Raw genomic sequence first — 19394 nt, 5'->3', positions numbered from 1 at the left:
GTGCCGGGTGGTCCTAGGAGTTTGTCCGGCGATCCCCGATCTCGGCCAAGCCCGGGCATTTGAATCCGTCCACGGCGAGTTCGACGAAACGGCGGAGTTTCAGGGACTCATGCCGGTCCGGCTGTGTCAGCAAATGGACTGGCAGAGAGGGCGCGACATAATCCGCGAGCAGGGGGACCAGGCGCCCGGCCGCAACGTCCTCGGCGACGACAACCTCTGGCTGCAGGATCACACCCAGGTGTTCCAGCGCGGCCGCGCGCAGCGCCTGTCCGTTGTTGATACGCAGGTTCCCGCTGATCTGGATGACGACGTCACCCTGCGGACCGGTAAACCGCCACCTTCGCGGCTCTCCGGCATAGGTGAAATCCAGACAGTTGTGGGTTTGCAGCTCGGCAGGGGCTCGCGGGCGCCCATGCGCAAGCAGATAGGATGGCGAGGCGCAGGCGATCAGGCGCAGCGGCGGCAAGGCACGCCCGATCAGCCCTGAGTCGGGCAACGCGCCGACCCTGATCGCGACGTCCAGTCCTTCGGCGAGAAGGTCAAGACGCTGGTCCTGCAGGACGAGTTCGACGTGTACGTCCGGGAAGCGGCGTAGATACGCGGCGACGATCTCAGGCATGATGGTGGTGCCGAGCGCCATCGGCGTGGTGACACGCAGCAGGCCACGAGGGGTGGTTCTCGCCAGGTCGGCCTGGCTCTCCGCCTCCTGGATTTCGATCAGGATACGACGGCACTCTTCATGGTAGGCGCGGCCAAAGGCGGTGAGGCTCTGCTGGCGGGTCGTGCGGTTGAGCAGCAGCGCGCCAAGCCGCTTTTCGAGAAACCGGACGTGGTTGCCGACCATACTGGGAGACAGTCCCTGGCCGGCGGCGGCGGCGGCAAAGCTGCCGTGCTCCACCGTGCGGACAAAACTTTCCATGGCAAGCAGACGGTCCATTCGAGACTCCCATTCACGGATGCTGTTAACCGCTGCCTGTTTAAGCAATCCAGGCCTGGACATAATTTTGTCTCGAACCTTGGGAGAGATTGCCATGCCTGAAGTCTCCAACATTCTCGTCATCGGCGCCGCCGGACGGTTTGCCGGACTGGTCGTGCCGGCGCTGGCACGGCGCGGGGTGAAGCCGCGCGGCTTCGTTCGCACGCCCGACCAGGCGGGCACGGCACGTGCCAACGGAGCCGAGGAGGTCGTGCTCGGCGACCTGCGCGACGAAGCGAGCGTGACGGCCGCGCTGCGAGGCGTGGAGCGCGCGTTCTATATCTCCCCTGTCTATCAGGACGACGAGGCCGAGATGGGCATCGGCTTTGTCAAAGCGGCCAGGCGGGCGGGTGTGAAGCGGATCGTGTTCTCCACGATTATCCATCCCTCGCTGGCATTGCGGAACCATGCCTCGAAGCGGCCGATCGAGAACGCCCTGTTCGAGTCCGGCCTCGATCATGTCCTGCTCCGTCCGGCGGTCCTGTATCAGAACCTGGTGGCTGCATGGCCGGGTATCATCGAGAGCGGCGTCCTGGCCGAACCGTTTTCCTCGACGGCCCGGATCGCGCGGGTCGACTACCGCGATGTGGCGGAGGTTGCCGCCCTTGCCTTGACCGAGGACCTGTTGCTCAACGGGACTTTCGAACTGAGTGCCGATAGCGGCATGACCCGGGAGGAGGTCGCGGCGATCGCAAGCCGGGTGTCGGGCCGCACGATCACGCCGGCGGCGCCGGATTTCGAGGCATGGGTTGCAAAGGCCAAGCTGCCCTACAATGCCGATCAGAAACGCCAGCTCGCGGCCATGTATGCGAATTACGACCAGCATGGACTGCTCGGCAACCCGTTCACCCTGCGTGCGATCCTCGGCCGCGCGCCACGTTCGATGGATATGTTCTTCGCCGACCTGATGTCCGGAGCGCCGATCACGATTGCCTGACGGAGCCGCCTCCGTTCACACTGCGTCGAACAGGAAGAGTGTTCGCCATGCATTATGATCTCATCGTTACCGGTGGCCGTTGCATGCTGCCCTGGGGCGAGCACGAGATGGCGATCGGGGTGCGCGGCGGGCGGATTGCATCGCTCGGGGTGGACTCGGGCGATACCGCGGAGACGACGCTCGATGCGCGCGGCCTGCATGTCCTGCCCGGGCTGATCGATCCGCATGTGCATCTGCGCGATCCGGGCGATGCCGCCGTGGAGAGCATCCCCAGCGGCACCAAGGCAGCACTGCTTGGCGGCATCGCCACCGTCTTCGACATGCCCAACACCAGGCCGCCGATCGTCGATGCGGACTCCCTTGCCGCCAAGCAGGCCTATGCGTCGGCTGCGAGCTGGACCGACTTTGGGCTCTATGTCGGGGCGACGCGCGACAACAGTGCCGCACTCGGGGAGTATGAGACGCTGGACGGGGTTTGCGCGGTCAAGCTGTTCGCCGGCTCCTCGACCGGCGACCTGCTGATCGAGGACGACGAGGGCATCGAGCGGGTGATGCGTCATGGTCGCCGCCGCATTGCCTTTCACAGCGAGGACGAATACCGGCTGCAGGCGCGCCGGAAGCTGTTCGAGCGCGGCGCGCCATACGACACCCATCGTTTGTGGCGCGACGAGGAATGCGCCTTTCTAGGCACCAGGCGCATTGTTGCACTAGCGCGTCGCATTGGCCGGCCTGCGCATATCCTGCACGTCTCAACGGCGGAGGAGCTGGCCTGGCTGGCCGAGTGCCGCGACATCGCCACGGTGGAAATGCTGGTCAACCACCTGACCCAGGTGGCGCCGGAATGCTACGAACGGCTGGGCTCGCTCGCGGTGATGAACCCGCCGATCCGAGATGCGCGGCATTTTGAGGCGAGCTGGCGGGCGGTGCGCGACGGCATTGTCGATACGCTCGGCTCGGACCACGCGCCGCATTCGCTGGCCGCCAAGGCGCCGCCCTGGCCGGATTGCGCGGCCGGGTTGCCCGGCGTGCAGACGATCCTGCCGATCATGCTCGACCATGTGAATGCCGGGCGGCTGTCGCTGGGCCGCCTGGTCGATCTGATGGCGGCGGGTCCGGCGCGGGTCTATGGGCTGCTAGGCAAGGGCCGGATCGCCGCCGGCTACGACGCCGACTTCACCCTAGTCGACATGCAGGCGCATCGGCGGATTGAGAATTCGGCGATGGCGACACCGGCCGGCTGGACGCCGTTCGACGGCATGCGGGTCACCGGCTGGCCAGTGGCGGTGGTGCTGCGTGGGGTGGAGGTGATGCGCGATGACGCGGTACTCGGCACGCCACGCGGCAGGCTCGCGCGGTTTCAGTGATGGATGCGGTCGCCGAGCATGGCGGCGACCATGGGCTCGATCATCGTGGCAATCTCCGCCTGGGCCTGGGCGTTGGGGTGCAACGGCGGGTCGGGCGGCGTCAGATGCGGGTCGAGAAAGCGGGCCGGATCGACGTGGCCGTTGCGTTCGAGGGCGGCGCCGACATCCTGGTAGTGCAGCCAGGGGCCCATGCGCTGTGGCAGGCCGGGCAGCCAGCCGTCGAGGCGGGCGGTGTTGCGGGTGACCCAGGCAGAGCGGATCGAGGGCAGCACGCCGAGCAGCAGCACCTGCATGTGCGGCTGGCGGCGGTGGATCAGCTGCAGGATGGTGACGATGCCGCCATAGGTCTGGGCGGCGTCGGTATGGACAAGGCCGAAATTGTTGGCGCCGATCAGCAGGATCGCGGCCTTGGGGGCGATGCCGTCGAGTTCGCCGTGCTCCAGGCGCCAGAGCAGATGGCAGGTGCTGTCGCCGCGGAAGCCGAGATTGTCGGCATGGCGGTCGCCGTAGAAGCGCTGCCAAGTCGGCGCGAAATCCGCCCATGGCTGCGGGCTCGTGCGTTCCCAGTCCTGGGTGATCGAGTCGCCGAGCCAGAGCAGCTCCACCGGGCCGCGATGCAGCGCTGCCTGCTTGGCCTCGAAGCGATGCCGCCACCACGGCGTATCCAGGCGCGAGATCGGCCGGCTGGCGATGGAGAGTGGTGCCGCGGCGCAGAGCGACAGCAGCAGGCCAAGCGCGAGCAGTCGCCTAGACATAGAGGAGGGCGAAGCTGGCAATCCCGGCGATGACGCAATAGAGCGCGAACGGGCCCATCGCCCACTGCTCGTGCGAGCGGAAGTAGCGCATCAGGAACGCGGTGCTGGCAAACGCGGTGACGCCGGCGACGATGGCGGCGAGGATGGCCGGCGTCCAGCTCGTGACCGTGATGCCCAGCTTGTGCAAATGCAGCGTCTCCTCGACACCGGCGGCGACGATGATCGGGGTGCCGATCAGGAAGGAGAAGCGCGCAGCCCCCTGGTGGTCGATGCCGCGCAGCACGCCGCCGATGATGGTGGCACCCGAGCGCGACATTCCCGGAATGAAGGCGGTGCATTGCCACAGGCCGATGGCGATTGCGTCCTGCCAGGTGAGGGTGGCGATCGGCCGGTGGATGGAGGCGGGTGCGCCGCGACGCAGCCGGTCGCCGAAGAACAGCAGCAGGCCGTTGACGACCAGGAACAAGGCGGCGATTTCCGGGGTGCCGAACAGCCGGCGCAGGAAGCTCTCGAACAGAAAGCCCAGGATCACCGCGGGGATGGTGGCGAGGATGATCAGCAGCGTGATGTGGCGGCTCTCGCGCACCGTCTCGGGGGGGCCCATGCCGAGCACGCCTTGGGCAAGCGCGATCCAGTCGCGCCAGAAATAAGCCAGCAATGCCGCCGCCGTGCCGAGATGCAAGGTCACCAGGAACGGCAGGAAGGCGGGGCCGCGCTGGTCGATGTGCCAGTGCAGCAGGGCCGGGACGATCACCGCGTGGGCCAGGCTGCTGACCGGGAAGAGTTCGGTAAGTCCTTGTATAAGAGCGATCAGCAGAGCTTGGAGTGTGGTCATGCGGCCGGCCTCGTCGGTTCCGAAGGGCTTGGTTGTTGCCGGAGTCTTGCACCTGGGGCAAGCGCGTGGGATGCAGCGCGCCATGGCGAGAGGAGAGCAGCGTGGCGCGTCATAGCGGGTTCGCCGTCCTGGCCAGTGCTTCGGTGATCGCCGTCACGGGAGGCTTTTGTGCCTACACGGTTCTGCAACGCCACCAGGCGGGCGGCCCGCGCTATGGGCTGGAGGCGATCTTCACGTCTGCGAACGGGCTGCAAGCGGGGGCGGACGTTCGCATCGGCGGGGTTACGGTAGGCAGGGTGGCCTCGATCACCCTCGATCCGGCGACCTTCGTAACGAAGGTGGCGTTCCGGATCGACGACCGCTACCGGCTGCCCGCCGACACCAGCCTGAGCATCGGCAGCAGCGGCTTTACCGCCGCCGATGCGCTCCTGGTCGAACCCGGGCATGCGGGCCGTAGGCTGGCGCCGGGGGCGACGATCCGCGACACGCATGCGATGCTCAGCCTTGAGCAGAGCATCAGTCAGTATATTTTCGGCGGCGGCGGCCTCGGGGATTAGGTCTTTGTTTTTACGAGCACTGCATCGGACCAAGCGGTTCCGCCTGGTCCGAAAGTGCTCCGCATTGGAGTTTACCGCGGGCCAACCGGTCCGGTTTTGGCCGAGCCTGGCGGTAGAACGCAGCTTCTGCCGGGCCTGAGGGACAATGCTGACCTATAGTCACGCCGCCTCTCCGAGGGCATGTACGCGACAAGCTCGCCTGGGGTGTGATCTGCGATGAATTGTCCGCACTGCCTGAAGCGCCATGAAACGGCGTGAGCTCCTGGTTTCGGGTTGCGTTGTTAGAGTGTAGTTGGGCGGTTGGGGGCGCAGAGGTTCGTGGGATCATGCTTCCGTCAGCGAGCTTTACGCACGTGTCGAACAAATTTCGCGACATCATTGGCGAATTCGTCTGGTCGTTCGAGCGCTGCGAAGTGACCACCGCGCTCATACTCGGTGAACTGGACGAGATTATAGGTTTCCTGAAGCAGACTTCGCGGCGGCAGCGGGCGGAGATCGTAAGGGAAGCTTGCGTAGCCGGTTAACACCTCGATGCGGGTGCCTTGTGGCAGGGAGCGCATCACCTCGTGCTGGGCTGCGTGATAGATCCAGGTGGCGGTCGTGAAGGTGTTGGTTGCGACATACAGCATGATGTTTGTCAGCAAATCATCGAGGCTGAAGACGGCGTCGGGCTCGCGTCCGCCCAGGTCAGACCACGCGTGGAACTTGTCGACGATCCATGCTGCCTGTCCCACTGGATTGTTCTGCATCGCGAAGCCCAGGGTCTGCGGCCGGGTGCGCTGGACGTCCGAGTAGGCGCGGCCATCCTGTAGGAACGGTTGGCATCGCGCCTCGAATGCGCGCACCTCATCAGTCTCTGGGGTTCCCTCGGCCCGGCTGCCGAAATAGTTCAGGTGGATCGCCTCACACCCCCCACCCTTGGCGACCGAGTGATCCAGACCAGCCATCGCGGAGACCATCGAACCCCAGTCGCCACCCTGGGCGATATAGCGTTCGTATCCCAGCCCGTCACGCAACAGCCGGTCCCAGATCGCGGCGATCCGTCGTGGACCGATCGGCGCGACCGGGCGCCCAGAAAAGCCGAATCCGGGCAATGCCGGCACCACCACGTCAATGCCGTCTGCTGCAATGCCGCCGAACCGCTCGGGGTGGGCGAGGCGATCAATAACGCCGAGGAACTCCACCACTGATCCAGGCCAGCCATGCGTCAGCACCAGTGCCGCATCGTTTGGCCCAGATCCGCGCTCGTGCAGGAGGTGGATGCGTTGACCGTCACACTCGTACATCATCTGTGGGAAGCGGTTGATCGCCGCCTCCTGGGCGCGCCAGTCGAAACCGGTTGTCCAATGCGCGCAAAGTCTTCGCAGAAACCCTAGGGACGTCCCGGCCGACCAGCAGTCGCCAGCCTCAATCAGGTCCGGGTAATCGTCCCAGTCGAACGTCGCTATAGCACCGCGGATGGCGTCGAGGCGTTCCTGCGGAACGTGCACCTCATATGTCGACATCTCTGCCATCGGAGCGCGCCCGTCCTTCGTGCAACGCCGATTATGGAAGCTTAAGATGCAAAGTCAGGCAAGCTGCCGGCATGGCGACATTTGACGCACTGCTTTAGCTCTATCGCTTTGTTCTAGTCGTTCATCGGGTAGGAGGCCATCAGGCGTCGCTGGGTGCGCCAATCACGGAACATCCGCCATAAGCCGCTGCTCGTGAACCCCGCGCTGCGCTGGGCCGCACCGATCTGAAAGGCGGTTCGGTAGTGTTCGAACTGGGTGCGATACGCATCGCGCAGCCGAGTCGCCGGATCCCAGATGTGGGTTGCCTCGGAGCCGACGCCGTTGATTTCGATGATGCGAAAGCCGACACCGCCGCGCAGGCTGGCCAGCGTGGGATAGCGGATGTCGATGCGGCCGAAATGGAAATCCGGGAAATCGGCCATGATGCGCCCGATGGACGCGGTCAAGGCGGGGGTGATGTCGGCCTCGCCGTTGGCGAAGATCGAGCCCTTGCAATGATTGCCGGCGAAGACCAGCCGCAGCGGGGCGCCGGCGGGGATGATGTCGGCCAAGCGGTCGCGCAGGCGCGGTAGATAGAGATGCGGCACCAGGCGCGTGCGTGGATCGGCCATGATGAGCTCGAGGATTGTGGAGCGTCCGTCGCCGAACAGGATGGGCGCCTTCTTGTGGGTCAGCGAGGTGATGACGCCTTCGGTCTGACCGGGATGACGGACGAAGAACACCCCGGCCTCGCCCTCGTAGGGCACCAGTTCCTGAAGCTGCAGGTCGATGCCTCGGGGGAAGGCGGCGAGCGCTGAGGAGAGTGCCTCAGGGTTCTCTACCAGGCGGACGCCGGTGCCGTTGCAGCCGATGTCGGGCTTGACCACCAGCGGCAGCGCCAGCCCGGCGCCGTCCATCAGCGCCAGCGCGCGCGCCTGGTCGTGCTCGCCGGTCGTCAAGCGGACGTAGGGCGCAATCCAGGGGGTGGCCGCATCTCCCGCCTGGTCGAGGATCGAGCTTTTGCTTTCGCCGCACAGGCCGCCGGTCGAGATGCGCGGGTTTGCCGCGGTCGGCAGGCTGAAATCGCCGTAGCGCAGGCCGAGGGCGATCCAGTAGGCGACCACCGGTGCGTAGAATAGCCAACCCGGCCAGAACTCGAACGGCGAGACGGGCTTCGGATCGGCCATGCGGGCATCGATGGCCGTCCAGTCACTCATGCCGCTTCATCCTGAAAATGGGCGAGAACCCGCCCGAGAACCACCACGACGACGGCGAAGCCGATCGCACCGGCCCATCGCCATGCACCGAAATGCTCCATGAGTAAACGGCCCACCCGCATCGATACGAAGAACAACAGGCTGGTCCAGATCGAAGTTGCAATCACCGCGGCGAGCGCGAATTGCGGGAAGCTGGCGCCGAGGAAGCCGCAGGCGGTGTAGGTCGGCAGGCGCGCGCCCGGCACGAAACGGCTGATGAACACCACGCGGAACACGCGTTTGGAAATCCAGCGATGCCCGCGCGCGTGACGCTCGGCCGGGATCATGCGGCGCACCCAGGGCCATAGGGCGGCAAGCCTCCCGGCGCCATACAGGCCGAGGTCGCCGAGCACGATTCCGGCATAGAGCGCACACAGCGCCACAGCGACGCGAATACCGCCCGACGCACATTGCATGGCGGCGATCACGGTCGCCGCATCCTCAAGGATGAAGGTCCCGAGGATGATGGCGATCACCTGATAAACGGGATGCCCGCCAGCTCCCTTGAGCAGGGCCGACACCGAGAGGGAGATCATCCGCGCCCGACCGGGGGTTCCGCGAGTGGCGAGACGACCCGCGCCGTGCTGGCTGCCTGCGACGCGGGGATCAAGGGCCTCCGTTTGCCGAAGTCAGGCGGGCTTACGATCACGCGCGCTGCATATGTCCAGAAAAAGCGCCACGCCGACCGCGACCGCTGTTCCATAGTGGGGCAAGGGGATGGCGTCACCTGTTTTCTCACCGGCTCCTTGGCTTGCCAGCGGAGTGCTGACTTTCGACGCCATGTTGGGTAGGATTGTTCCGCGAACAGGGGTGGCGGGGCAGATGGCCGTAAGCGCAAAGGCGAGACGCACTACCAGCGGGCCTCCGTCCGGAGACGCCGCGATACAGGTGGGTGAGGTGGCGTTGCTCAGCGCGTTGGGGACTCCGATCGAGACCCAATCCCTGATCTTTGATCCGGACTGGTATAAGCGCGAATATCCCGACGTGCAGGCGGCCAGCCTGGATCCGGTGATGCACTTCTTTGACAACGGCGTGCGCGAGGGCCGCAACCCGAACCGGCATTTCGACACGAAATGGTATGCCGTGAACAATCCGGACGTCGCGGCCGCGGGGTTGAACCCGTTCCTGCATTATCTGCTGTATGGCGCCCGCGAGGGACGTCGGCCCAAGCCGGATTAACCAGCGGTTTCACTGTCTTTTGACGGTCCGCTATGGCACAGGCGGGCGATGCTCGATCGACGTCACCTGCTCGCGGCACTCGCCGTCCTCCCTGCCGGCGGGGCCTTCGCGCGCAGCCCAGCGCCAGGTTTTGCCGCCTTCCTCGCGACCGTGCGTGCGCAGGCGCGCAGGCTTGGAGTCAGCGACGCCGTGCTCGATGGCGCGCTGACGATGGATCGCCCGAACGCCAGCGTGCTGCAGCGCGACCGCAACCAGCCGGAATTCACCCTGACCTGGGCGCGTTATCGCAGCCTGGTGCTCACCCCGGCCAAGATCGACGGCGCGCGCGCCGCCTGGCAGGAGAGGCTGGCCCTGTTGCGCGCCATCCGCCGGCATTTTCCGGCCGATCCGCGAGTCGCGGTCGCCATCTGGGGCATCGAGTCGCGCTATGGCAGCCTGTGCGGCACGTTCGGCGTCGTCGATGCGTTGGCGACACTTGCCTATGACGGCCGCCGCGCCGGCTTCTTCACCGCCGAGCTGCTGGGCGCGCTGCGTATCCTCCAGCAGGGTGATGTGACGCCAGGTCACATGCTCGGCAGCTACGCAGGCGCGATGGGCCAGCCGCAATTCATGCCGAGCTCGTTCCTGCGCTATGCGGTGGATTTTGACGGCGATGGTCGGCGCAACATCTGGGCCAGCGATGCCGACGTGCTGGCCTCGATTGCGAACTACCTGGCGCGTAATGGCTGGGTGGCGGGCGCGCCCTGGGGCGAGCCGGCGCGGGTGCCCGCCGGGCTTGCGCCCATCGGACGCCGCGTGCGCCGTCCACTCGGCGCCTGGATGCGTCTGGGTGTCCGCCGTGCCGATGGCGCCGGTTTTCGCGACCCAGACAGGATTGGCGCCATCGTAGCACCCGACGGCCTCGGAGGCGACGTGTTCATGGTCTACGAGAATTTCGATGTGATCCGGCGCTACAATCCGTCCGACTTCTACAGCCTGGCGGTGGGCCTGCTCGGCGACACTACCGCGTGAGGGGTCTCGCCGCCGCACTCCTGTGCTGGGTCGCTGCACTCGCCGGCTGCGGGCACCATGACCGCGCGGCCTATGATGCAGCCGGGGCGCGCTACACGGTCGGTCCACCCTGGCAGGGAGACGGTGCCTGGTTCTATCCGCGTGAGGCCGCGTTCTACGACAGCACCGGGCTCGCGGTGGTCGACAGCAGCGCCGCGCACGTGACCGCGGATGGCGAGCGGTACGACCCCGCGCGCGCCACCGGAGCCAGCCAGACGTTGCAACTGCCGGTGATGGTGCGTGTGGAGAATTTGCAGAACGGGCGCGCGATCGCGGTGCGTCTGAACGACCGCGGGCCGGCGTCGCCGGGGCGGCTGCTCTCGGTGACGCCGAAGGCCGCGCGCCTGCTCGGCATGGCAGGCCAGGCGACCGAGGTGCGGGTGACGGAATTGCAGGGTGCGAGTCAGGCGCTGCTGGTGGGCCTGCCCGGCGCGCCGAAGCCGGACGTGCTCGCGGCACCCAGGGTCGCGGTCGAGGAGCAGGATCTGATGGGGCACGGCGGGGTCGTGGCATCGGCGCCCGAACCCGAGCGCGCACCCTCATTTCAGCGTCCGACGATTGCGAACGGGCCGCCACATCCCGGTCTGCTCTGGATTGACGTCGGGCAGTTTAGCACGCCGTCGGTCGCGCGCACGCTGGCCGCGCGGATCGCCGGCGAGGCGCGCAGGCTCGGGCGCGGACGCGCGGTTGTCTTCGAGGTGCGCGCAGGACCGTTTGACACGGTGGCGGCGGCCGATGCGGCACTGGACCGGGCACGTTCGGCGGGAGTAGTCGGGGCGCGGATCATCGTTGAATAGGGACAGGCCTTGCCCACCAGACGGTTTCTGCTGACCCTCGCCTGTGCCGCCGCGCCCGCTTTGTGCGGCGGTCCGGTCGAGGCGCGCCGCCACACGCGGCATCGGACGACGAAGCCGGAGACACCAATGCCGCCGAGCAGCCCGGCCGAGACCCCGATCGGGCCAGTCGACACGCAGGCGCAATGGGCCTTCATCATGGACGCTGGCACCGGCACGGTGCTGCTGGAAAAGGATGCCGATGCGCGGATGACGCCCTCGTCGCTGACCAAGATGATGACCGCTTACCTGGTGTTCGCAGCACTCAAAGAGGGCCGGCTGAAGCTGGACCAGACGCTGCCGGTGAGCGAGAAGGCCTGGCGGATGCAGGGCTCGAAGATGTTTGTCCCGCTAGGCCAGCAGGTCAGCGTCGAGGACCTGATCCAGGGCATGGTGATCCAGTCGGGCAACGACGCCTGCATTGTGCTCGCCGAGGGCATTGCCGGCTCCGAGGCGCAGTTCGTGGACCTGATGAACCAGCAGGCGCAGCACATGGGGCTGACGCAGACGCACTTTGCCAACGCCACCGGCTGGCCGGCACCGGACCATTACATGTCAGCCCGGGACGTGGCGATCCTCGCACGACGGCTGATCAAGGACTTCCCGCAATACTATCACTTCTTTAATGAAAAGGATTATAAGTTCAACAACATAGACCAGGGGAACCGCAATGTCCTGGTTGATCGCGGGCTCGCCGACGGGCTGAAGACCGGCCATACCGACGCCGGCGGTTTCGGCCTGTGCGCCAGTTCCGAACGCGACGGCATGCGGATCATCGAGGTGCTCAACGGCATGCCGTCGTCACGTGTGCGGGCCGAGGAGGGCGAGCGGCTGATGGGTTGGGCGTTCGCCAATTTCGAGGAGGTGCATCTGTTCGCCAAGGGCAGCACGGTGCGCTCGATACCGGTCTGGCTCGGGGTGAAGCCTGCGGTCGCGGCCGTGGTCGACCATGATCTGGTGCTGACCCTGGCGCATGGCTGGCGTCAGAAGGTCAAGGTCAGCGCCGATTTCCAGTCGCCGGTTGCGGCTCCTGTCAAGGTTGGCCAGCGGATCGGCATGATGGTGGTCAGCGGCGTCGGCGCGCAGGACCTCAGCATCCCATTGGTCGCTGGCCACGCGGTCGCGCGACTGACGCTGCCGGGACGCGCGGTGGCGGTGCTGGAACACGCGGTCGGCGGCGGCTGAGCAGGTGGCCGGCCGGCTGATCACGATTGAGGGCGGCGAGGGCGCCGGCAAGACGACGCAGGTGCGGATGCTGGCGGAAACACTCGCGGCACGCGGGGTCGACGTGCTCTGCACCCGCGAGCCGGGGGGCGCGCCCGGGGCGGAAGCGTTGCGCCGGTTCCTGTTGCAGCGTGATCACGGCCTCAGCCTGCGCGCCGAGGCGATGGTGCATTTTGCCGCCCGGCTCGACCATGTGGAGGCGACTATTCGTCCGGCCCTCGCGGCTGGTCGGCTGGTGCTGTGCGACCGGTTCTCGGACTCCACCCTGGCCTATCAGGGCTACGGGCTAGGCCATGGCGCGCCGGAGTTGCTCGGCTTCATCGGGCAGCTTACCGGCCTGCTCGACGTCGCACCCGCACTGACCTTGATCCTCGATCTGCCGCCCGAAGTGGGCCGCGCCCGGCTTTTGCAGCGCGGCCAGGCGCGTGACCGCTATGAGCAACTCGACGACGCCTTCCATGCGCGCGTTGCCGAAGGCTATCGGGCACTCGCCCGCGCTGCGCCGCACCGCTGCGTGCTGATCGACGCGGACGGCGACGCGGACGCCGTGCAGGCGCGGCTGCTGGCGGCGCTGGACCCGTGAGTTCGGTTGTCGGCCACGACGCAGCAAAGCGGACGCTGGCGCAGGCCTTCCGGTCGGGCCGGCTGCATCATGCCTGGCTGATCAGCGGCCCGGCCGGGATCGGCAAGGCGACGCTGGCCCGGCAGTTCGCGCGCGAGGTGCTTGCCGGCGAGGACGAGGCGGCGGCGCGCCGGGTGGCCGCCGGGACGCATGCCGATCTGCTGCTGGTCAGCCGCGGTCTCGACGAGAAACGGCAGACGGCACGACGCGAGATCGTGCTCGACGATGTGCGTCCGGTGAGCGGCTTTCTGCGGCGGACGGCAGCCGAAGGTGGCTGGCGGGTGGTGATCGTCGACGACGCCGACCTGCTCAACCGCAATGCCGCCAATGCGCTGCTCAAGCTGATCGAGGAGCCGCCGCCGCGGGCGCTGCTGCTGCTGGTCAGCGAGGCACCGGGGCGGCTGTTGGCAACGCTGCGCAGCCGCTGTCGCAGCCTGCGACTGGCGCCACTCGATGACGCCGCGATGGACGCGGTTCTGCGCCAGAAGCTGCCGGAGCTGGAGGCCGCGGAGCGCGAGCGCCTGATGGCACTCGGCCGCGGCGCACCCGGCCGGGCGCTGTCGCTCGCGGCCGGCGGCGGGCTCGCTTTGTCCGGCCTGGTGGACGCGTTGCTCGCGCGCCAGGACGCGGGAGCCGGCCCCTGGTCGTATGACCTCGCCGAGGCTGTGCTGCGTCACGAAGACGGCTGCGCAAGCTTCCTCGGCTTGCTGTCCGGCGCCATATCCACCAGCCTGCGCGATGCGGCGCGCGCCGGGACGATGCCCCGCGAGACGTTGCTCGCCTTGCGGTCGCCGCCGCATTGGGCCGAGGTCTGCGCCGGCCTGATCACCCTACGCGACGAGACGGGCCGCCTCGCACTCGATCGACGCCAGGCCGTATTGTCGGCCCTCACCCTTCTGGGCACCTCATGACTGAACGCTATTTCGTCTCCACCCCGATCTACTACGTCAACGGCTCGCCACATATCGGGCACGCTTATACCTCGATCGCTGCCGACATCCTTGCGCGCTTCAAGCGGCTCGACGGGTTCGACGTGTTCTTCCTGACCGGCACCGACGAGCACGGCCAGAAGGTCGCTGCCGCTGCCGCGGTCGCCGGGGTGGCGCCGCAGGACTTCGCGGACGCTGTCGCCGCGGACTTCCGGTCGATGGCCGATGCGATGGCGATCTCCTACGACGATTTCGTGCGCACCACCGAGCCGCGCCATCTGGAAGCGTGTGCGGCCTTCTGGCGGCGCCTGGAGCAGGCTGGGCAAATCTATGAGGGTGCGTATGAGGGCTGGTACGCGTTGCGCGACGAGAGCTTCTACGGCGAGGACGAACTGACCCTGGGCCCGGACGGCACCCGCACGGCACCCAGCGGCGCCATTGTCGAATGGGTGCGCGAGCCGTCTTATTTCTTTCGTCTGTCGGCATTCCAGGAGCGGCTGCTGGCGTTGTACGAGGCCGACCCCGATTTCATCGGGCCGCCATCACGACGCAATGAGATTGTCAACTTTGTCCGCGCCGGCCTTAAGGATCTCTCGATCAGCCGCACCAGCTTCTCCTGGGGCGTGCCGGTGCCAGGCAATCCTGCGCATGTGATGTATGTCTGGTGCGACGCGCTGGTGAACTACATCACGGCCCTGGGCTATCCCGATACGGCCTCGGCGCAATGGGCGTTCTGGCCGGCCGACCTGCATCTGGTCGGCAAGGAGATCGCGCGCTTTCATGCGGTGTTCTGGCCGGCGTTCTTGATGGCGGCCGGGCTGGAGCTGCCGCGTCGGGTATTCTCGCATGGCTGGTGGACCATCGATGGCGAGAAGATGAGCAAGTCGGTCGGCAACGTGGTCGACCCGCGGGCGCTGGCGGCCGAGTTCGGCGTCGATGCGGTGCGCTTTTTTCTGATGCGCGAGGTGTCGTTCGGCGGCGATGGCGATTTCAGCCGCAAGGCGCTGATCGGGCGGCTTAATGTCGAGCTGGCCAATGATTTGGGCAATCTTGCGCAGCGCACGCTGTCGCTGATCGCGCGCAATTGCGCAGGCGCGCTGCCGGAGACGGGTGCTGCAAACGAAGCCGATTCGGCGATGCGCGAGCAGGCGGCGTCGTTGCCCGCTCTGCTGCGCGCGCAGCTCGACCGGCAGGCCCCGCACGAGTCGCTGGAGAGCATCTGGCGGGTGGTTCGGGCGGCCAACGTCTATGTCGACCGGCAGGCGCCGTGGGCGCTGCGCAAGACGGATCCGGTGCGGATGGCGGTGGTGCTGCGGGTGCTGGCAGATGTGCTGCGCGATGTCGCCACGGTGCTGCAGCCGTTCATGCCGGCGAGCATGACGGCGATGCTGGATCAGCTCGGCGTTCCGGCGGACGCACGCAGCTTTGCAGCACTCGCCGTCCCGCTTGCGGCCGGGACCGTGCTGCCGCCGCCGCAGGGGATCTTCCCGCGCCATGTCGAGCCCCCGACGTGATGGCGCCCGTGGGTGTGATCGATTCCCATTGCCATCTGGACCGGCTCGATACGGAGCCGGTGGCCGACGTGCTAGCGCGCGCCCACGAGGCTGGCGTGGCCGGCATGGTCACCATCGGCACCCGCCTGTCGGAGGCGCCGCGTCAGATTGCGCTGTGCCGAAAGGCGGCGCCGCGCGTCTGGTGCAGCATCGGCACCCACCCGGACCATGCCGGAGAGGAAGCGTTGCCGGAGCCCGCGGCACTGGCGGCGATGGCGGCGCCGGACTGCGTGATCGGCATCGGCGAGACCGGGCTCGACTACTTCCACGGCGCCAGCGACGCGCGCGCGGCACAGCAGCTCAGCTTTCGGGTGCATATCCGCGCCGCCCGGATCGCGGACCTGCCGGTGGTGATCCATGCCCGCGACGCCGACGACGACGTGATCGCCGTCCTCGAGGATGAGCACCGCGTGGGCGGGGCGTTCCGGCTGCTGCTGCACTGCTTCAGCTCGGGCGCCGCACTCGCCGAGCGGGCGGTGCAACTCGGCGGCTATGTCAGTTTCTCGGGTATCCTGACCTTCCCGAAATCGCGGGCTTTGCGCGACATCGCGCGGAGCTTGCCGCTGGAGCGGCTGCTGGTGGAGACCGACGCGCCCTATCTCGCTCCGGTGCCGATGCGCGGCCGGCGCAACGAGCCCGCTTTCGTGGTGCATACCGCCGCCGTGCTGGCATCGCTGCGCGGCCTGGCACCCGAGGAGATGGCACGACTGACCACGCGCAACTTCCACGCTCTGTTCAGCAAAGCGGCCTGAGGCCATGCGGGTCGTCATGCTCGGCTGTGGCGGCTCCGCCGGGGTGCCGATGTTGGGCGGGGCGGACGGGACCGGCGAATGGGGTATCTGCGACCCGTGGGAACCGCGCAACCGGCGCAGCCGCTCCTCGATCGTCGTCGAATCCGATGCTGGCACTCGGTTGCTGGTCGATAGCGGGCCGGATTTGCGCGAGCAGCTCCTGCGCTGTGGCATCGGCCGCATTGATGCGCTGCTCTACAGCCACGCCCATGCCGATCATGTCGCCGGGTTGGACGAGATGCGCGGCCTCAATCGCGTCGTCGGCCGGCCGATTGACACGTTCGCCACGCGCGCGGTGCTCGAAGAGGTGTCGCAACGCTTCGCCTATGCGTTCCGGCCGTGGTCGCCGCCGAGCTTCTTCAGGCCGGTGCTGGTGGCGCGTGAGATCGCCGCCGGCGACACCGTCGACATCGCTGGGCTGACCCTGACCCTGTTCGAGCAGAACCACGGCAGGACCAACACTTTGGGCTTTCGGACCGGCCGCTTCGCCTACTCCACCGACGTGGTGCAGCTCGACGCGCCAGCGTTGGCGGTGTTGCGGGGGGTCGATACCTGGATCGTGGACTGTTTTCAGCGGGCCCGACACCCGGCGCACGCGGACCTCGAGCAGGTGAGGCAGTGGTCGCGCACGCTTGGTATCCGACGCACGGTGCTCACCCACATGGGCACTGATCTGGACTGGTCGTGGATGCTGGCGAACCTTCCCGGGGGAATCGAGGCCGGTTTCGACGGTATGGAGCTGATGGTGTGATGGCGGAGACGCAGTATTCGTGCCAGGGCCGGATAAGCGACGCTTTGGACGCAATTTAGTTGAATCGGCTGGTTGGGCAGAGATAGCCTTGCGAGAACCGCATTGACGTTTCGTCAGATTGGCGGTCTAGCGAAGGAGCTGTCTCATCTCCAAGCGTCAGAACCGACATGTCGGACCAAGCTCGCTTGCGGCCCACCGGGTCGCGCAACCGCAGCTGTTCGTAATTCTGCGGCAACGGTTTCGGCCGAGTCGACCGATAAGTCAAGACCCCGTGACATGGCTCTTGCAACCGATGTTCGCTTTCCCTGCGGAGACCCTGTGATGGCGCCTCTCGACGACGTGTTCTCGCTGGCGACCTCGATGCGCGAGGAGCGCCGCGAGACTGAGATGACGCTCGCGCAGTATCTCGAACTCTGCCGCGACGACCCGTTCTGCTATGCCAGCGCCGCGGAACGCATGCTCAAGGCGATCGGCGAGCCGGCGATGGTCGATACCTCCAAGGATGCCCGCCTCGGCCGCGTGTTCATGAACCGCACCATCCGGGTGTATCCCGCATTCTCCGACTTCCACGGCATGGAGGAGACGGTCGAGCGGATCGTCGGCTTCTTCCGGCATGCGGCGCAGGGGCTTGAGGAGCGCAAGCAGATCCTCTATCTGCTCGGCCCCGTCGGCGGCGGCAAATCCTCGCTCGGCGAGCGGCTGAAGACGCTGATGGAGCGCGAGCCGGTCTATGTGCTGAAGGCAGGCAAGCAGCTCAGCCCGGTGTTCGAGAACCCGCTTGGGCTGTTCGACGTCGATCGCATGGCCGAGGGCCTCGCTCAGCGCTACCGCATCCCGCGCCGTGTGTTGACCGGCATCGCCAGCCCCTGGGCGCTGAAGCGGCTCGAGGAGTTCGACGGCGATCTCTCGCGCTTTACCGTCGTTAAGCTGCACCCCTCGAAGCTGCGCCAAGTCGCGGTCGCCAAGACCGAGCCCGGCGATGACAACAACCAGGACGTCTCGGCCCTGGTCGGCAAGGTGGATATCCGCCAGCTCGAGAGCTTCAGCCAGAACGACCCTGACGCCTACAGCTTCTCAGGCGGCCTCAACCGCGCCAACCAGGGCATTCTCGAGTTCGTCGAGATGTTCAAGGCGCCGATCAAGATGCTGCATCCGCTGCTGACGGCCACCCAGGAAGGCAACTATGTCGGCACCGAGAATATCGGCTCAATCCCGTTCACCGGGGTGATCCTGGCGCACTCCAACGAGGCCGAGTGGCAGAGCTTCCGCAACAACCGCACCAATGAAGCCTTCCTCGACCGCGTCTGCGTGATCAAGGTGCCCTACTGCCTGCGCGCCACCGAGGAGACGCGCATCTACGAAAAGCTGATCAGCAGCTCGGCCCTGGTGGCCGCCCCCTGCGCGCCCAACACGTTTGAGATGCTGGCGCGGTTCGCGGTGCTGTCGCGCCTGAAGTCGCATCCGAACTCCACCCAGTTCGCCAAGATGCGGGTGTATGACGGCGAGAACATCCGCGAGACCGACCCCAAGGCCAAGACCATGCAGGAATATCGCGACGCCGCCGGTGTCGACGAGGGCATGGAGGGGATATCGACGCGCTTCGCCTTCAAGGTGCTGTCGGCCACCTTCAACCACGATCCGACAGAGATCGCGGCCGATCCGGTGCATTTGATGTATGTGCTGGAGCAGGCGGTGCGTCGCGAACAGTTCCCGCCGGAACTGGAAGCCTCCTATCTGGCGGCGCTGAAATCCGAGCTCGCCGGACGCTACGCGGAGTTCGTGGGTGCTGAAATCCAGAAGGCCTATTTGGAGAGCTACCACGATTACGGCCAGAACCTGTTCGACCGCTATCTGGACTATGCCGATGCCTGGATCGAGGACCAGGATTTCAAGGATCCGGATACCGGGCAGTTGCTCAGCCGCGATCTCCTGAACGCCGAGCTGACCAAGATTGAAAAGCCTGCGGGGATCGCCAACCCCAAGGATTTCCGCAACGAGGTCGTTAAATTCTCGTTACGGTCGCGCGCGGCATCCGGCGGCAATAATCCGTCCTGGACGTCCTACGAAAAAATCCGTGATGTTATCGAAAAGCGTATGTTCAGCCAGGTCGAGGATCTGCTGCCGGTGATCAGCTTCGGTTCCAAGAAGGACGGCGATACCGAGACCAAGCACGGCCAGTTCGTCGAGCGGATGGTGGCACGCGGCTATACCGAGCGTCAGGTGCGCCGGCTGGTCGAGTGGTACATGCGCGTCAAGCAGTCGGCATAGGCAAGGGAGCCGCACGACTCA

19 protein-coding genes are annotated in these 19394 nt (G+C 66.5%); 13 read left to right on the top strand and 6 right to left on the bottom strand.

The genetic code is table 11. The features are described 5' to 3' along the window. Positions 1 to 13: 13 nt before the first annotated feature. Positions 14 to 937 carry a LysR substrate-binding domain-containing protein gene (locus tag ACQY4K_RS02285; protein WP_428393069.1) on the bottom strand — a complete coding sequence of 308 codons (924 nt, stop codon included), beginning with the start codon at positions 935 to 937 and terminating at the stop codon, positions 14 to 16. A gap of 94 nt (positions 938 to 1031) precedes the next feature. Between ACQY4K_RS02285 and ACQY4K_RS02280 the strand changes: the two genes are divergently transcribed. Together ACQY4K_RS02280 and ACQY4K_RS02275 are read left to right on the top strand one after the other, a co-directional pair. Next, the gene (locus ACQY4K_RS02280; RefSeq protein WP_428393067.1) at positions 1032 to 1913 is read left to right on the top strand and encodes an NmrA family NAD(P)-binding protein; all 882 of its coding nucleotides are present in this window, start codon (positions 1032 to 1034) and stop codon (positions 1911 to 1913) included. A 47-nt stretch (positions 1914 to 1960) separates the two neighbouring features. Then, positions 1961 to 3277, top strand: a complete 1317-nt coding sequence (locus ACQY4K_RS02275) for a dihydroorotase (protein WP_428393065.1) — start codon at positions 1961 to 1963, stop codon at positions 3275 to 3277. On the opposite strand, the gene ACQY4K_RS02270 is transcribed toward ACQY4K_RS02275, so the two are convergent. Both ACQY4K_RS02270 and ACQY4K_RS02265 read right to left on the bottom strand, forming a co-directional pair. Continuing rightward, positions 3271 to 4032, bottom strand: coding sequence for a GDSL-type esterase/lipase family protein (locus ACQY4K_RS02270; RefSeq protein WP_428393063.1), 762 nt, complete (start codon positions 4030 to 4032; stop codon positions 3271 to 3273). The genes ACQY4K_RS02275 and ACQY4K_RS02270 overlap by 7 nt on opposite strands. Further along, positions 4025 to 4867: an undecaprenyl-diphosphate phosphatase gene (locus tag ACQY4K_RS02265; RefSeq protein ID WP_428393061.1), complete on the bottom strand. Its 843-nt coding sequence runs from the start codon at positions 4865 to 4867 to the stop codon at positions 4025 to 4027. The genes ACQY4K_RS02270 and ACQY4K_RS02265 overlap by 8 nt, the downstream gene beginning before the upstream one ends. Before the next feature lie 101 nt (positions 4868 to 4968). On the opposite strand from ACQY4K_RS02265, the gene ACQY4K_RS02260 reads away from it, so the two are divergent. Next, positions 4969 to 5424, top strand: a complete 456-nt coding sequence (locus ACQY4K_RS02260; protein WP_428393059.1) for an MlaD family protein — start codon at positions 4969 to 4971, stop codon at positions 5422 to 5424. A gap of 335 nt (positions 5425 to 5759) precedes the next feature. Here ACQY4K_RS02260 and ACQY4K_RS02255 read toward each other — a convergent pair whose 3' ends face one another. The 3 genes from ACQY4K_RS02255 to ACQY4K_RS02245 form a co-directional block, all read right to left on the bottom strand. Beyond that, positions 5760 to 6938 carry an epoxide hydrolase family protein gene (locus ACQY4K_RS02255; protein ID WP_428393058.1) on the bottom strand — a complete coding sequence of 393 codons (1179 nt, stop codon included), beginning with the start codon at positions 6936 to 6938 and terminating at the stop codon, positions 5760 to 5762. Positions 6939 to 7051: 113 nt separating this feature from the next. Further along, positions 7052 to 8134 carry a D-alanine--D-alanine ligase gene (locus ACQY4K_RS02250; RefSeq protein ID WP_428393057.1) on the bottom strand — a complete coding sequence of 361 codons (1083 nt, stop codon included), beginning with the start codon at positions 8132 to 8134 and terminating at the stop codon, positions 7052 to 7054. Then, complete coding sequence (locus ACQY4K_RS02245) at positions 8131 to 8709, bottom strand: DedA family protein (protein ID WP_428393056.1); 579 nt, start codon at positions 8707 to 8709, stop codon at positions 8131 to 8133. The genes ACQY4K_RS02250 and ACQY4K_RS02245 overlap by 4 nt, the downstream gene beginning before the upstream one ends. Before the next feature lie 361 nt (positions 8710 to 9070). Between ACQY4K_RS02245 and ACQY4K_RS02240 the strand changes: the two genes are divergently transcribed. The 10 genes from ACQY4K_RS02240 (at position 9071) to ACQY4K_RS02195 (ending at position 19373) form a co-directional block, all read left to right on the top strand. After that, positions 9071 to 9352 (top strand): hypothetical protein, encoded by a 282-nt coding sequence (locus ACQY4K_RS02240; protein WP_428393055.1) that lies wholly within the window; start codon positions 9071 to 9073, stop codon positions 9350 to 9352. A 48-nt stretch (positions 9353 to 9400) separates the two neighbouring features. Beyond that, positions 9401 to 10363: a lytic murein transglycosylase gene (locus ACQY4K_RS02235; protein ID WP_428393054.1), complete on the top strand. Its 963-nt coding sequence runs from the start codon at positions 9401 to 9403 to the stop codon at positions 10361 to 10363. After that, positions 10360 to 11199 carry a septal ring lytic transglycosylase RlpA family protein gene (locus tag ACQY4K_RS02230; RefSeq protein WP_428393053.1) on the top strand — a complete coding sequence of 280 codons (840 nt, stop codon included), beginning with the start codon at positions 10360 to 10362 and terminating at the stop codon, positions 11197 to 11199. Before ACQY4K_RS02235 ends, ACQY4K_RS02230 begins: the two co-directional genes overlap by 4 nt. A gap of 9 nt (positions 11200 to 11208) precedes the next feature. Next, positions 11209 to 12420 carry a D-alanyl-D-alanine carboxypeptidase family protein gene (locus ACQY4K_RS02225; protein WP_428393051.1) on the top strand — a complete coding sequence of 404 codons (1212 nt, stop codon included), beginning with the start codon at positions 11209 to 11211 and terminating at the stop codon, positions 12418 to 12420. A 4-nt stretch (positions 12421 to 12424) separates the two neighbouring features. Beyond that, complete coding sequence (tmk, locus tag ACQY4K_RS02220; protein WP_428393049.1) at positions 12425 to 13042, top strand: dTMP kinase; 618 nt, start codon at positions 12425 to 12427, stop codon at positions 13040 to 13042. Then, a complete protein-coding gene (locus ACQY4K_RS02215) occupies positions 13039 to 13992 on the top strand; it encodes a DNA polymerase III subunit delta' (protein WP_428393048.1) in 954 nt (317 codons plus the stop codon). The genes tmk and ACQY4K_RS02215 overlap by 4 nt, the downstream gene beginning before the upstream one ends. Then, the gene (metG, locus tag ACQY4K_RS02210) at positions 13989 to 15524 is read left to right on the top strand and encodes a methionine--tRNA ligase (RefSeq protein ID WP_428393046.1); all 1536 of its coding nucleotides are present in this window, start codon (positions 13989 to 13991) and stop codon (positions 15522 to 15524) included. Before ACQY4K_RS02215 ends, metG begins: the two co-directional genes overlap by 4 nt. Further along, a complete protein-coding gene (locus tag ACQY4K_RS02205) occupies positions 15524 to 16315 on the top strand; it encodes a TatD family hydrolase (protein WP_428395909.1) in 792 nt (263 codons plus the stop codon). Before metG ends, ACQY4K_RS02205 begins: the two co-directional genes overlap by 1 nt. A 4-nt stretch (positions 16316 to 16319) precedes the next feature. Continuing rightward, positions 16320 to 17105, top strand: a complete 786-nt coding sequence (locus ACQY4K_RS02200) for an MBL fold metallo-hydrolase (RefSeq protein WP_428393044.1) — start codon at positions 16320 to 16322, stop codon at positions 17103 to 17105. A 321-nt stretch (positions 17106 to 17426) separates the two neighbouring features. Next, entirely contained in the window at positions 17427 to 19373 is a 1947-nt protein-coding gene (locus tag ACQY4K_RS02195) for a PrkA family serine protein kinase (protein WP_428393042.1), read from the top strand. The last annotated feature ends 21 nt before the right edge of the window (positions 19374 to 19394 follow it).

This window comes from Lichenicoccus sp. (assembly GCF_965276875.1).
Taxonomy (GTDB): Bacteria; Pseudomonadota; Alphaproteobacteria; order Acetobacterales; family Acetobacteraceae; genus Lichenicoccus.
Note: the sequence above shows the minus strand (reverse complement) of the source record. Positions and strands in the feature narration are given on the sequence as shown.